Source organism: Oleiphilus sp. HI0079, assembly GCF_001635105.1.
The window spans coordinates 1-13158 of record NZ_LWFT01001272.1 but is presented as its reverse complement, the minus strand read 5'-3'; the positions used below and the strand labels follow the sequence as shown (position 1 = coordinate 13158).

The following is a 13158-nucleotide window of genomic DNA, read 5'->3' as shown; positions in this document are numbered from 1 at the left end:
ACAAAAAGAGGCGTGATTTTTGTTATGGCTTTTCATAAGCTGTGGAAATTCATAAAGAGTGCCGAGTAGATAATGCAAGTACAAAGCAGTACTCCGACAACCGAAAACGGTTTGATTACGATCGAGAAATGGCGCGAACAAGGCTGCTATTTTGATTTTGAGGGGCATCGAATCTTTTATCGCGATTCGCTTAGTTTGGCCTCTTCAAGCAGCGCCAATAAACCAGTTTTGCTATTGTTGCATGGCTTTCCAACCTCAAGCTGGGATTGGCGCGAGGTATGGCCCTTGCTGACGCAGCATTTTCGAGTAGTTTGCTTTGACCTTCTCGGGTTTGGTTTGTCAGATAAGCCAGATATTCCTCGGTACCCTATACATACGCAAGCGGATATCGCCGAGCAATTGCTGACTTCGTTAGGTATCGTCACCTACAACATTTTGGCTCATGACTACGGTGATACCGTTGCTCAGGAGTTGCTCGCGCGCGAGCTAGAAAATGAACGTGATTTGATTAAGTCGTGCGTGCTATTAAATGGAGGTCTTTTTCCTGAGACGCACAAACCTTTGCTGATGCAAAAGCTTTTGTTGAGTCCGATTGGGGGTCTAATTGCGCGCTTGGCTAGCTTTCGTAAATTTGTCGCGAGTTTTGATGATATTTGCATGCGGCAGCTGCCTGTTGAGGATTTACGAACGCATTGGGAGCTATTAGTGAGAGCAAATGGCCGTAAGATTATGCCTCGATTAATACGCTATATGGATCAGCGAGTTCGGTATCGAGCGCGGTGGGTCGGGGCTCTGGTAAATGCAAAGGTTCCCTTGCGCCTCGTGAATGGCTTGGATGATCCTATCTCGGGAGGGCATATGGCGGATAGGTACGAGGAACTTGTGCCCAATGCAGATATTGTTGGCTTGCAATCCATCGGCCATTATCCTCAAAATGAAAGCCCGTCCGGGGTGATTGACGCCGTGTTAGAGTTTTGGACTATGCATCGCGTCATTCGTGCACCCAGTGAAACTTTCAGAATCGCCTGACCGGACAATGCTAAGGAAGATGATGTGAAATATAACTCTAATCGATGGTTTAACTCTCTTGGTCCGGCCTTGTTGCTCTTGGCGTTATTTGGCCTTAGTGCTTGTGTGACCACCTATCAGGCGGCAGAGGGCGGTGTTGCAGGTTTTAGAGATCTTCAGATAGATAAGTACAGCTACTACGTCGAGTATACAGAGGCGGCAACGGTACCTTGGGATCAGATTGAGCAATTTGCGATAAAACGCTGCGCTGAAATTGCGAAAGAGCGAGGTTTTGTTGTTTTTGATGCGGAACTCTTAGACAGAAAATCTGTCTTTCTTGAGAGCAGTGTGGATGAGATACAGATAATGAGCATGGGTAATACCGCTGCAGATCCGCCGGTTCATCACACGTACAAAGGTAGCGCAAAGGTAGAGGGTCGGCGAGTGACCTTTAAGCTGACCTTAATCAACGAATAGTGTTTGGTAGTGAGAATCTTGTCATGACCACCAGGCCTGCTCGGCTGATTGCAGTGGTTTTCTGTTACGTTGGTGTTTTAGTCGGTTGCGGAGAATCGGACGGCTTTCATTCGGAGAGGCTAGGACAGCCGATTGCTCAGCGGCTTGAGATGCGTTGCGATGAAGAACAAACACGGTGTTCGGCGGTTTTACCCTCTTCGCCCAATGATGCAGCACAACCGCAGACCCTGTTGTTGCGACTGCAGGCTCCCGATCTGCCCGCTCTGACGCCTTTGACGTTTGAGCTTGAGGCTGATGGCGAAGGGGGCTTTGATCAGCGTGTTTTTATCCGCGCTTGGATTGAGGGTCGAGACATGTTTATGGGTGAACATCTTCTTCAGCCTGACTATGATCCTGCACGACAGATCTTTGTTCTGAAAGGAATGATCCCCGTTTGTGTGACTGGATCAGAGATGGTCTGGCGTTTGAGTGTAGAGCTCGAACTTAACAACACGAAGGTGCTAGCCTATGCAGATCTTCGTTCTCTAAAACATTCTTAAGTGTTGGGGTATTTGTGAAAAACGCGCAAAAACTAGTTTTCGCTCTTTCGTTGGTTGTCGCCGGTATTTTGAGCTATCAGGTATATCAGTCTTCGCAGGGTTCAGCGTCAAAAGATGTGAAAGCGGCTTACTTGCCTGGTGGCGATTTTGAACTGGAGCATGATGGAGCGCCATTCAACACGAATCAATTACGCGGTACACCGTATATTTTGTATTTTGGTTTTACGTCCTGCCCTGATGTTTGTCCATTAGGTTTAACGGTCGTTCGTGATGCGCTTAATAGTGATTCGGCGTTAAAAGATATTCCGGCCGTATTTGTGAGTTTGGACCCGGAGCGCGATTCAGCTGAAGCGATGCACGGTTATTTAGAATTCTTTCATAAGAACTTAATCGGTCTACGCGGTGACCTGGTTAAAACGCACGCAGTTGCGAAGCAATACGGCACCTATTTCATCAAGGCGCCTCTTCCCAGCGGAAGTTCCGATGACCCGACACAGTATACGGTTGACCATACAGCGTACTACTTTGTCGTTGATGCCGACGGTGAATTACAGCGGGTGCTTGAGCACAACGCGAAACCCGAAGAGCTAGCGGAGGCGCTGCGCGCTTTATTGTAGCTGCCGCGCTCACGCAACCTGGCTTTGCTTTCCGGGTAATAGCGCCGTTTCCGTTTTGCAGTTGATGAGCATCAATGGCGCGTTATCTTCGTTGCGCAAAAAGCCTTCGATATGATAATCGTCCGTTCTCTGTTTCATTAGACCCTCAGACGAGTTGTCGGTACTGAAGTTAGACCAATCATAATCAATAATATCTTTAATATTATCGAGCCTGAGCGCGGACACTCGCCCTTGATCGTGTTCAACAAATAGGATGATAGGCCGAACGCTATTTTCAGCGCGCTCTTTCGCTTGCTGAAGATGATTGTGAAATGCCTTAAGGCTATTCTCTTGAGTTCGCTTGAGCAGTATCAGCGCTTGATCCTGATTCGCCAAAATCTGACAAATACGTTCTAGGTCTCTTTGTAATTCTTTGCAGGGCTCTTCTAGGCTGTTTATAACTTCAGTGAGCTCCGCATTGGTGTTTGAATAGGTGCGTGTCCACTTGAGCAACTCTTCGACTTTTGCTGGCTTCGTCGGCGCGCTGGACTGATGTTGAATGGCGGTTTCGATTTGATCAATCCAATTGAGATGCGCGACTTCATAGTCATCCAAGTCTGTCATCAGAGCGGACATACGATTTTGATGATCATCGGAGCCAATGAGCTTGTTGAAGTCATAAAGCTCTACCGTGTTGTTTTGATAAGTGATGACTTCATGGTTGAAACTGTTGAGTTCATCAAGCTGAATGTTGCGTTTTACATCCTTCTCGATGTACAGCACTTGCTGGAGTGGAATCGCAAAGGCGGCATCCTTGGTCGAGAACGTAATGACAGACAGTTTATTGTCCTTAAAGAGCGCATATGCACTTTCTTCACTCATGAGCCTTCCTCCATAGCGCTCGCGCTAATCGACTTAAAATAGTGAAGCTAAGTATAGACGGTGCTTTAAAACTCTCCAGAAAAAGCCAGATTTGATTCGCGGGGCCGTTGTTGGCTGGGAAACATTGCGCGATGGGGGTGCTTCATTTGCCATAAGCCACTTGCTGTCGCGATGGTGATGCCTCGTTCGCCAAGGCTTGGAAGCACCTCTTGAAGAAAATCTATTGTGACTTTATGAGGGTGTGCGATGGCGATCGCTTGGCCTTTCCTTTGGGCGATATCGAGCAGTTTTTCAAACTGCTTCTCGACGTAGTCGGGGGTTTGCTCATGGTCTAGAAATACATCGCGCACCATGGTTGGAATGCCGTAGCGTTTAGCGGTGCTCGCCGCGACTGAGCTAGCCGAGGTTTTACTATCCAAGAAATACAAAGGGTATGAGGATACCAACTCCATCACCCAAGACATGGCTTTTGGGTTCTGTGTTAAGGCACTGCCCATGTGATTGTTGAGTCCTACTAGGTGCGGAACGCCGACAATACTGGTTTGTAAGCTTCGCTGAACCGCAACTTTGTCCATGTCAGAGGTGAGTCCGCCAAAGCCCAGAGGAAACTGCCGAGTATTCTCCATTGGCGCATGAAGCATCACTTCTTTTCCAGCAAGATACGCTCTTTTTGAAAGTGCCAATGTGTATTTTCGTCCGGGTAAAAAAGACAGGGTAAGTGGGTAGGGCATGTCGACAAGCGCTTTACCGCGCTCATAGTGGTGACCTAGGTCATCAATTACAATCGCGATGCTTATTGGCATCGTGGACTCGGCAGATGCTCTATCATTGAAACCCGAGAGCAATGCGATGGCGAGCGCAACAGAGAGCGAGCGCTTCGTCTTACCGATGAGTCCATCGTGTTTGTAGAGGGTTGAAAAAAGCCCAGCGGTTGGCCGGGCTGATCGAAGAGCGCGCAAAATAATTAGATCTCGATTTTGAGAATATCGATCGCCTTCAAAAGGCTGATGGCCTCCTGAAGTTGGAAATCTCTTTCGAGCGCTTCTTTACGACGCTTTTGATCTGCATCTAGCTCATTATCTTCTTCTTCGCTGGACTCTGAACCGTCGTTACTTAAGTGTCCCTCAAGGTCCGCTTCGCGATAAAAGTCTTGCTCTTGCTTGTCGCTCAACTTAGCGCGGTTGACGGTAATGTCAGGCACGATGCCTTGCGCCTGAATTGAACGACCATTTGGTGTGTAATAACGAGCGGTTGTCAGCTTCAGAGCATGATCTTCGTCTAATTGCAGAATGTTTTGGACAGAACCTTTACCAAAACTCTGTGTGCCCATAATTACGGCACGATCGTGATCCTGGAGTGCGCCGGCCAAGATTTCGGACGCCGAAGCCGATCCACCATCAATGAGTACGATCACGGGCTTTCCTTCTAATGCATCGCCTGCTTCTGCGCTAAAGCTGAGCTGCGCGATCTCTGAACGACCTTTCGTATAGACAATTAAACCTTCATCCAAAAGCTCGTCCGCCATTTGAACCGCAGCTTGAAGCACGCCACCCGGATTATTGCGCAGATCGATGATCAAACCTCGCAGCTCTTCGGCTTCTTCTTTGAGGCTAGCTAGCTTGTTGGAAAATTGCTCACCAGAATTTGCTTGGAATTGCGAAACGCGCAGGTAGCCATAATGCTCATCAAGTACCATTGAGCGAATACTTGGAGTTTTGATTTCAGCACGCGTGAGTGTCATTTGAATGGGTTCGCGAGTGCCTGAACGTACTAGTTTGATCTTGATTTTAGTGCCCACTTCGCCACGCATCTTATCGACCGCCTGATCTAGGCTCATTCCCTTGACCGGCTTATTGTCGAGCTCAATAATTAAATCCCCAGCCTGGATGCCGCCCAATTGAGCGGGGGTCTCATCGATTGGTGCAATGACTTTAACGAAGCCATTTTCCATTCCAACCTCGATGCCAAGTCCGCCAAATGAGCCTGAAGTGCTTACTTTTAAATCATCGTAGGCGGTAGGTTCCAAATAGGCTGAATGCGGATCAAGACCACTCAACATGCCTCTGATGGCGTGTTGCAGTAACGCGGTGTCATCAATTTCTTCTACGTAGGCCGCTTTTATCTTTCCAAATACGTCTGCAAATTTGCGTAGCTCATTCAGCGGGAGAGGTGCTGGCTCTTCGGCCTCTTGCTCTGCGACACCTTGTGCGGCGCTTTCGTCCAACTCTACCTGGTCTGAAATAGTCTGTTCTTGCTCTGCCGGGATTTCTTCGGCTATAGCGGCGCCACTAAGGCTAGCGAAAACAATAACGAATGCACTTATCAGTTTGATCTTCATTCAAGTAATCCTGATGTTTATCTTTTAAGCCAGCGAAGAGGGTTTTGCGGCTTTCCGTTTTTACGTATTTCAAAGTATAGACTGGCTTGGCTGCGACCACCGCTATTACCTGCATAGGCGAGCACCTCGCCTGGGCGCACCCAATCACCAGCTTCTCTGAGTAAACTTTCATTATTGCCGTAAAGGCTAAGATAGCCATCCCCATGATCAATAATGATCAAAAGTCCAAAGCCTCTCAGCCAATCGGAAAACACGACATGTCCGTAATGCACCGCTGACACTTTTGCGTCTTCTCGTGCAGCAATACGTATGCCGTTTGAGCGTAATTTGCCAAGCGCCTGACGACTGCCGAAACGTTCGATGACTTTACCACGAGTAGGCCAGGGAAGCTTTGCCTTTTGCTTGCGAAACGGGGTGGATTCATCAGGGAGTTTCAGTTCTGATATGCTCTTCTCAACTTCACGTAGAAGTGTTTCAAGTCTTGTCTGATTTTGTTTGAGTTGTTCCAGCTCAGAGGTCTTGTTCTGTATGCTTTTCTCGACTTTCGCCAGAGTGAGCTTTCTTTGTGCACTCTGCTGCTCTAAGAGCTTTCTCTTGGTTTGCAGCGTTTCTCTCGCCGCATTTACCTCTGTCTGACGTCGTAAGATTGTCGCCTGAGTATCTTCTAAATGTTCGACGTCGCGCATGAACTGCGCGACTTTTTCGCTGCGTGCTTTATGGACGTAATTGAAATACCCGAGGTAGCGCGATGAATCCTGAGGATTATTTTGATCTAGTAGCGCTTTTATCGCAGGTTGTCTTCCCTCCAGGTAAAGCGCGCGCAACTCATCAACGAGATAACTCTGTTGCGATCGGAGTGATTTTTTCTGTTCTCTGAGTTGGATGTTGAGCTCAGACAAGTCTTTGAGCAGGCCTGCAATATCGGCCTTGTTTTGCTTGATTGCGAGCGATGTTGTTGAAATTTCTTTTTCTTGTTCGCGCAATTTTGCAATCAGGCCGCTCTTCTCTCGGTTTGCATTCTTTAACCAAACGGAGATTTCGGAAATGCTTTTTTTGAGCTTTTTAAGCTGCTCTTCGGATTCTTCTTGGCTTGCTGCAAGGGCGGTTGGTGCTTCGAGCGATAGAGGAATAAGGAGTAGCCACGAACAAAAAGCAAAAATGCCAAGCAATGAAAATCTGGTTCTACGAAACGGAACGCTTGTTTCACTCCTTGGCACGGATAGGGGTTCTCTATGTTGGTTTGAATGATGGTTGGCAGAGCTAGGCAATATGTTGCCTAGCTCGCAAGCACTATTGCGCGATTAAGCTTGTTCCAGTCATTTCATCAGGAATTTGCAAATCCATCAACTCTAATAGCGTTGGCGCGACATCGCTTAACTTACCATTGTCCGATAGTGCGAGTGAGCGATCGCCCAGATAGACTAATGGCACGGGTGTTGTCGTATGTGCGGTATGTGCTTGGCCCGAATCTGGGTCAGACATTTGCTCTGCGTTTCCATGGTCAGCGGTGATTAGGCCCTGGCCATTCACATCTTCTAATGCTTGGGCCACTCTCGCGATGCATTGATCCAAACACTCGGCGGCTTTCATGGCCGCGTCGTATTTTCCGGTATGACCAACCATGTCACCATTTGCGTAGTTGCAAACGACGAGGTCATAGTCACCGGATTTAATCGCCTCAACCAATTTGTCGGTAACTTCAGGTGCGCTCATTTCTGGCTTGAGGTCGTAGGTTGCGACATCTGGACTAGGGATGAGCTCGCGTGTTTCCCCGTCATACAGAGCTTCGCGACCCCCGCTGAAGAAAAAAGTAACGTGCGCATACTTCTCTGTTTCCGCAATGCGTAGCTGAGTTTTACCTAGCGTTTGCATATATTCGCCAAGGCTGTTTGGCAGATCACTTGGCGGATATGCGCAACTGGTCTTTATATCGGCTGCGTATTCCGTAAGCATCACAAAATCTGCGAGGCACGGCACTTTCTTTCTGTCGAAGTCTTTGAAGTCGGCATCAACGAAGGCGCGCGTGAGTTCGCGGGCGCGGTCAGCTCGAAAGTTCATGAATAATACGGCATCGTTGTCGCAAATCTGAGCCGCTTCATCACCCTGTGCTTGAAGAGACGTGGTGCTAACGAATTCGTCGTTTTCATCGCGTTCGTAGGCGTCTTTCAGAGCGGTAATTGGGTCGTTGGCTTGATACTGCCCTTTTGCTTGAGTGAGCAGGTCGTAGGCGGCTTCAACTCGATCCCAGCGATTATCTCGGTCCATCGCATAGTAGCGACCAACCATGCTCGCGATGCGTCCGATGCCTTTTTTGCGCAAGATGCCTTCCAGTTTCTCTAATGAAGGTTGGGCGCTGCGCGGCGGCATGTCTCGTCCATCCAAAAAAGCATGAACGTAGACCTTCTTTGCGCCGCGTCTTTCCGCTAATTCAATAGCCGCAACAATATGATCTTCGTGGCTATGGACGCCGCCCGGGGAGAGAAGGCCGAGAAGGTGAACGGCACCGCCTTTTTCGACAGCCTTATCAACCGCATTGCAAAGGGCTGCGTTATCGTAGAATGTGTTTTCTTCGATGTCTTTAGTAATGCGAGTAAAGTTCTGGTAGACAATACGGCCTGCACCTAAATTCATATGACCGACTTCGGAGTTGCCCATCTGACCTTCTGGTAAGCCCACTGCCATGCCCGATGTTGCAATTAGAGTGTGCGGTTTCTCTGACCAAATTTGATCCCAAAAAGGCGTGTTAGCGTTGCGAATAGCGTTTGATTCGCTTTGTTCACGGTAGCCCCAGCCATCTAGAATAATCAGTGCCGTTGTGCGTTTTGCCATAGTGCTTCTGTCTCGGAGTTAAGCTTATCGATATTGGGTCGCGATTTTAGCCTTTCTTGCTCTTCTTGGCGACTTATTCAGCCTTTCTCGCTGTCTCAGAATCTACGGCTTGTGTATAATGCGCGCCGAAATGACAGAAAGGGTAAGGTAATGGATCGTTTGTTTGAGTTTGCCGGAAATCACTGGGAATTAGTGAGTGTCTTCTTTGCGCTGCTAGCTGCGCTTTGGTGGACAGAAAAAGCCAAGTCGGGGCAGAGTTTGTCGCCCATGGCTGTCACGCAGTTAATGAATAAGGGAGAGGCCGTTATTCTAGATGTGCGTGATAAGAAAGAGTTCAATGAAGGGCGTATTACAGGCTCCATTCACATTCCATTTACGGCATTGAAAACACGCATTGCCGAATTGTCGAGCCACAAAGACAAGCAAATTGTCGTGGTCGATAAAATGGGTCAACATTCTGGTACCGCGGGTAAATTGTTAAAAGCGGAAGGCTATGAAAACGTCGCAAGACTCTCAGGTGGAATTACCGAGTGGAAGTCTAGTCATATGCCTTTAGTGCGTAAATAGTTGCAAAGTTAGACTAAATAGTTATTTAAAAGAGAGTTCGCAGTATGAGCCAAGATGTCGTTATTTATAGTTCAAATTATTGCCCTTACTGTATGCGTGCAAAGTCGTTGCTGAAGAAAAAAGGCGTTGCTTTCAAAGAGTTGATTGTCGATGGTAATCCAAAGCTACGAAGCGAGATGGAGCAAAAGGCCGGTCGGCATACTGTTCCACAAATCTGGATCGGTAGCGCGCATGTGGGTGGCTGTGATGAGCTGTACGCGGCTGAGCGTGCAGGCAAGCTTGATAAGCTATTGGCTTAGCGGTCTCATCTTTTTGAGCAGTTTGCTGATAATCGTTGGATAAATTCGTCTTATCACGTAAAAAAGAGAGCTATGCACTCGCAGTGTTTGACGAGAGGTTTTAGTATTCGCATACCGAACGCGCACTCTTACGAGTCAAAGAAACAACTTTAAGGTTATAAAAGATGTCTGAGAATGAAAACCCAGTAGAAAACACGCAAGACGAAGCCGCAAAAGAGCAACCACAAGCTGGGTTTGCGATGGATAAGGTTTACGTTAAAGACCTTTCTTTTGAGTCGCCAAACTCCCCTGTTATTTTCACTAAGCAATGGCAGCCAAAGGTCAAGATGGACCTGAATACCAAGCACAACGTGATAGATCAGGATGTTCATGAAGTGTCTGTGACAATCACGCTTACGGTCACGGTTGAAGATATGACTGCATTTATTGTGGAAGTGCAGCAAGCGGGTATTTTCCGAATTTCAGGTTTGGAAGGTCTTCAATATCATCATGCCGTTGGTGCGGTTTGTCCGAACTTGATCTTCCCGTACTTGCGTGAAACGATCGATAGCACAGTTGTTAAGGGCGGTTTCCAGCCTGTGATGTTGGCGCCAGTAAACTTTGATGCCATGTTTGCGCAAGCATTACAGAAGAAGCAACAACAAGAAGCAGAAGCAGCAAGTGCGGAAGCACAAGACTCTACTGTTCAGTAATAAGTAGATTGCGTCGCGAAGTGCTTCATGTACTTCGTGTTAGATGAAAAAAGGCCGCTCAATTGAGTGGCCTTTTTTTTGTTAGAAGCTTTATTTAGCTTCCAGCGCTGAAATTGAGTTGTCGCCATGCTTCATAAACCACAATTGCCACCGAGTTTGATAGATTTAAGCTTCTGCTTCCATCAAGCATTGGAATACGAATGCAAAACTCTTGACCGAGCCCTGATCGCACGTCATCTGGTAAACCTCGGGTTTCTGGGCCAAAAAGAAAGAAGTCATCCTTTTGGTAGTTTAGGTCTGTATGTGGACGACTTCCTTTTGTGGTCATACCAAAGATTCGCGCGTTTGGATGAGCATCGGTAAACGAGGCATACGATGCGTAGGTCAGAACATCGGCAAACTCGTGGTAGTCGAGCCCGGCCCGCCTTAACTTTTTCGTATCCAGATCAAAGCCTAAAGGTTCAATCAAATGCAGCTTGCAGCCGGTGTTGGCGGCAAGCCGAATAATATTACCTGTATTGGGCGGTATTTCCGGCTCGAACAAAACGATGTTAAACATGCCTAGCGTTCGACAGCCAGCGCTACACCCATGCCACCACCGATGCATAAGGTCGCAAGACCTTTATTGGCGTCACGTCGAATCATCTCATGAAGTAAAGTGACCAACACACGACAACCGGATGCGCCAATAGGATGGCCAAGAGCAATGGCTCCGCCATTGACGTTTACTTTGTTGGTGTCCCACTTCATTCCTTGGTTGACCGAAATTGCCTGAACGGCGAAGGCCTCATTGGCTTCAATCAGGTCTAGGTCATCGACGGACCAGCCTGCGCGCTCAAGGCAGCGTGTGCTCGCCGGGATTGGGCCTGTCCCCATGATCTCGGGCTGAACGCCGGCGTTCGCATAGGCTTTTACTGTCGCGAGAATGGTGAGACCAAGCTCGCGTGCTTTGTCTTCACTGCAAACGATAACGGCGGCTGCACCATCATTGAGTGAAGATGCATTCGCTGCGGTAACGCTGCCGTCTTTCTTGAAGGCGGGGCGCATTTTGGCAATCGATTCGAGCGTAGCGCCCGTTCGAATGTTCTCGTCCTGGTCAAAGGTGACTGGATCACCTTTTCGTTGCGGGATGGTCACCGGAATAATCTCTCCATCGAACTTACCAGCCTGCTGAGACGCTTCTGCTTTGTTTTGGGAGGCGAGTGCAAATGCATCTTGTGCCTCGCGCGCAATATCAAACTGCTCAGCGATATTTTCGGCTGTAATACCCATATGGTAGTCGTTGAACGCGTCCCAAAGACCGTCAGTGATCATCGTGTCGACCATGCTCCAAGGGCCCATGCGCTGGCCGTTTCGGCTATTTGGCAAAACATGTGGTGCGTTGCTCATGCTCTCTTGTCCGCCAGCAATGACCATGTCCGCGTCGCCAAGCTGAATAGCTTGAACGGCCATCTGTACGGCTTTCAGACCAGAGCCGCAAACCTTGTTAATCGTGATTGCTGGGACACTGGCAGGCAGGCCAGCTTTAATCGATGCTTGGCGTGCAGGGTTTTGTCCGCATCCCGCTGTTAATACTTGTCCTAGAATGACTTCGTCTACTTGCTCCGCGTCAATGTTTGCCTGCGCAAGCACACCTCGGATGACCTGATTGCCAATTTCAACTGCGCTGAGAGAGGAAAGGGCGCCACCAAATGAACCGATGGCACTGCGCCCCGCAGCAACAATAACAGCATTACGCATAATAAACTCCGAACAAAGTGAGGCCTTTGGCTGAGGCTAATGGTTCGTTACTTTTTAGCTTCTTTGAACAAAGGCTGAAGAATTAAACAGGAGCGGATTATAGGGGGAACTGTATAGAGCGTCTAATTTTGTCTGGACTCTTTTAGCTGCTTCAGCTCATTAATACGGGCGTTATCAATTGCTTCGCCGAGTTCTTTGCCCTTCAGGCCGCTGCGAACAAGCTCTTTGACGTCGATGTGCTTGGCGATTTGGAGTGCGCGTCGAAAGTATTCAGCTTGCGGATATGGTTCTGCTTCAAATCCCGTTCTTCCTCGAGCATCTGCGATGCAGACAAGAAGAATCTCTTCAAATAGCTCTGGTTTTCGAAGCGCATCGCAGGCCTTGATGACCTTTAAGACGGTCTCAGGCCGAAGTTCAAAGGCTCGATGGATGTGCGTGTGATACTGGCAGGCAAGTAACGCGAGTTTTTTCTCATGATTGCTAACTCGAAGGCGCTCACAAAGCGTCTTGATTGGCTTTAAACCACTGAGTTCATGTCCGTGGTGTTTTGGCCATTGAGCTTCGGGCGTTAGTGCTTTGCCAAGGTCATGAATCAATGCAGCAAAGCGCACGGCGATAGAGTCAGATAGCTGGCAAGCGGTCTCCAGACTTAAAAATGCGTGTAGGCCGCAATCAATCTCAGGGTGATGTTTTTCTGGTTGCGGAATGCCGAAGAGGGATTCGAGTTCTGGCATTAACTCTTTTAATGCGCCGCAAGAGCGAAGCACTTCGAAGTACCGCAAGGGTACATTTTCCGCTAGCGCGCGCGATGTTTCTTGCCAAACACGCTCGGGAGTCAGGTCGCGTAATTCGCCGGCATCGACCATTTCCTTCATTTGCGTCATTGTTTCTGGCGCGATAGAAAAACCCAGAGGGGCAAAACGTGCGCTGAAACGCGCAATGCGCAGAATGCGTAGGGGGTCTTCCATGAAGGCGGGTGAAACATGGCGCAGGATTCGGGCTTCTAGATCAGCTTTGCCGCAGAATGGGTCAATCAATTCCCCGTTTTTAGAGCGTGCCATTGCATTGATGGTCAGATCGCGGCGCTCCAGGTCTTGCTCGAGGGTAACGCTGCTATCAAAGTCACAAACGAAACCGTGATAGCCCCGACCTCGTTTGCGTTCGGTACGCGCGAGTGCATATTCTTCTTTT

At 48.5% G+C, this 13158-nt stretch carries 15 protein-coding genes; 7 read left to right on the top strand and 8 right to left on the bottom strand.

Translation table 11 applies throughout. The annotated features are described in order from the left end of the window. The first annotated feature begins 72 nt into the window (after positions 1 to 72). The 4 genes from A3750_RS22360 to A3750_RS22345 are packed head-to-tail and all read left to right on the top strand — an operon-like array spanning position 73 to position 2641. On the top strand, positions 73 to 1029 hold the full coding sequence (locus tag A3750_RS22360) for an alpha/beta fold hydrolase (protein WP_068453287.1): 957 nt from the start codon (positions 73 to 75) through the stop codon (positions 1027 to 1029). Between the two features lie 24 nt (positions 1030 to 1053). After that, positions 1054 to 1485 (top strand): hypothetical protein, encoded by a 432-nt coding sequence (locus A3750_RS22355; RefSeq protein ID WP_068453285.1) that lies wholly within the window; start codon positions 1054 to 1056, stop codon positions 1483 to 1485. Positions 1486 to 1508: 23 nt separating this feature from the next. Continuing rightward, positions 1509 to 2024, top strand: a complete 516-nt coding sequence (locus A3750_RS22350; protein WP_156492277.1) for a hypothetical protein — start codon at positions 1509 to 1511, stop codon at positions 2022 to 2024. A 14-nt stretch (positions 2025 to 2038) separates the two neighbouring features. Continuing rightward, positions 2039 to 2641 carry an SCO family protein gene (locus A3750_RS22345; RefSeq protein WP_068453282.1) on the top strand — a complete coding sequence of 201 codons (603 nt, stop codon included), beginning with the start codon at positions 2039 to 2041 and terminating at the stop codon, positions 2639 to 2641. 9 nt (positions 2642 to 2650) lie between these two features. Here A3750_RS22345 and A3750_RS22340 read toward each other — a convergent pair whose 3' ends face one another. From A3750_RS22340 to gpmI, 5 genes are all read right to left on the bottom strand, one after another. Further along, entirely contained in the window at positions 2651 to 3502 is an 852-nt protein-coding gene (locus A3750_RS22340) for a hypothetical protein (RefSeq protein ID WP_068454630.1), read from the bottom strand. A gap of 65 nt (positions 3503 to 3567) precedes the next feature. Next, entirely contained in the window at positions 3568 to 4305 is a 738-nt protein-coding gene (locus A3750_RS22335) for a divergent polysaccharide deacetylase family protein (protein ID WP_082873398.1), read from the bottom strand. A gap of 161 nt (positions 4306 to 4466) precedes the next feature. Further along, the gene (locus A3750_RS22330; RefSeq protein WP_082863136.1) at positions 4467 to 5840 is read right to left on the bottom strand and encodes a S41 family peptidase; all 1374 of its coding nucleotides are present in this window, start codon (positions 5838 to 5840) and stop codon (positions 4467 to 4469) included. A 17-nt stretch (positions 5841 to 5857) separates the two neighbouring features. Next, positions 5858 to 7009 (bottom strand): murein hydrolase activator EnvC, encoded by a 1152-nt coding sequence (locus A3750_RS22325; protein WP_156498842.1) that lies wholly within the window; start codon positions 7007 to 7009, stop codon positions 5858 to 5860. 121 nt (positions 7010 to 7130) lie between these two features. Then, a complete protein-coding gene (gpmI, locus tag A3750_RS22320; RefSeq protein WP_068548871.1) occupies positions 7131 to 8669 on the bottom strand; it encodes a 2,3-bisphosphoglycerate-independent phosphoglycerate mutase in 1539 nt (512 codons plus the stop codon). Between the two features lie 150 nt (positions 8670 to 8819). Here gpmI and A3750_RS22315 point away from each other — a divergent pair, with 150 nt between their 5' ends. From A3750_RS22315 to secB, 3 genes are all read left to right on the top strand, one after another. Further along, positions 8820 to 9236 carry a rhodanese-like domain-containing protein gene (locus tag A3750_RS22315; protein WP_068453391.1) on the top strand — a complete coding sequence of 139 codons (417 nt, stop codon included), beginning with the start codon at positions 8820 to 8822 and terminating at the stop codon, positions 9234 to 9236. Between the two features lie 44 nt (positions 9237 to 9280). Beyond that, a complete protein-coding gene (gene grxC, locus A3750_RS22310; RefSeq protein ID WP_068453389.1) occupies positions 9281 to 9535 on the top strand; it encodes a glutaredoxin 3 in 255 nt (84 codons plus the stop codon). A gap of 164 nt (positions 9536 to 9699) precedes the next feature. Then, positions 9700 to 10227 (top strand): protein-export chaperone SecB, encoded by a 528-nt coding sequence (gene secB, locus A3750_RS22305; RefSeq protein WP_068464918.1) that lies wholly within the window; start codon positions 9700 to 9702, stop codon positions 10225 to 10227. A gap of 94 nt (positions 10228 to 10321) precedes the next feature. On the opposite strand, the gene trmL is transcribed toward secB, so the two are convergent. The 3 genes from trmL to A3750_RS22290 all read right to left on the bottom strand — a co-directional run. After that, positions 10322 to 10786 carry a tRNA (uridine(34)/cytosine(34)/5-carboxymethylaminomethyluridine(34)-2'-O)-methyltransferase TrmL gene (trmL, locus tag A3750_RS22300; protein ID WP_068454746.1) on the bottom strand — a complete coding sequence of 155 codons (465 nt, stop codon included), beginning with the start codon at positions 10784 to 10786 and terminating at the stop codon, positions 10322 to 10324. 2 nt (positions 10787 to 10788) lie between these two features. Continuing rightward, a complete protein-coding gene (locus tag A3750_RS22295; protein ID WP_068454749.1) occupies positions 10789 to 11967 on the bottom strand; it encodes an acetyl-CoA C-acetyltransferase in 1179 nt (392 codons plus the stop codon). Positions 11968 to 12089: 122 nt separating this feature from the next. Then, a partial coding sequence (locus tag A3750_RS22290) for a multifunctional CCA addition/repair protein (RefSeq protein WP_068548869.1) occupies positions 12090 to 13158 on the bottom strand: 1069 nt, incomplete at its 5' end.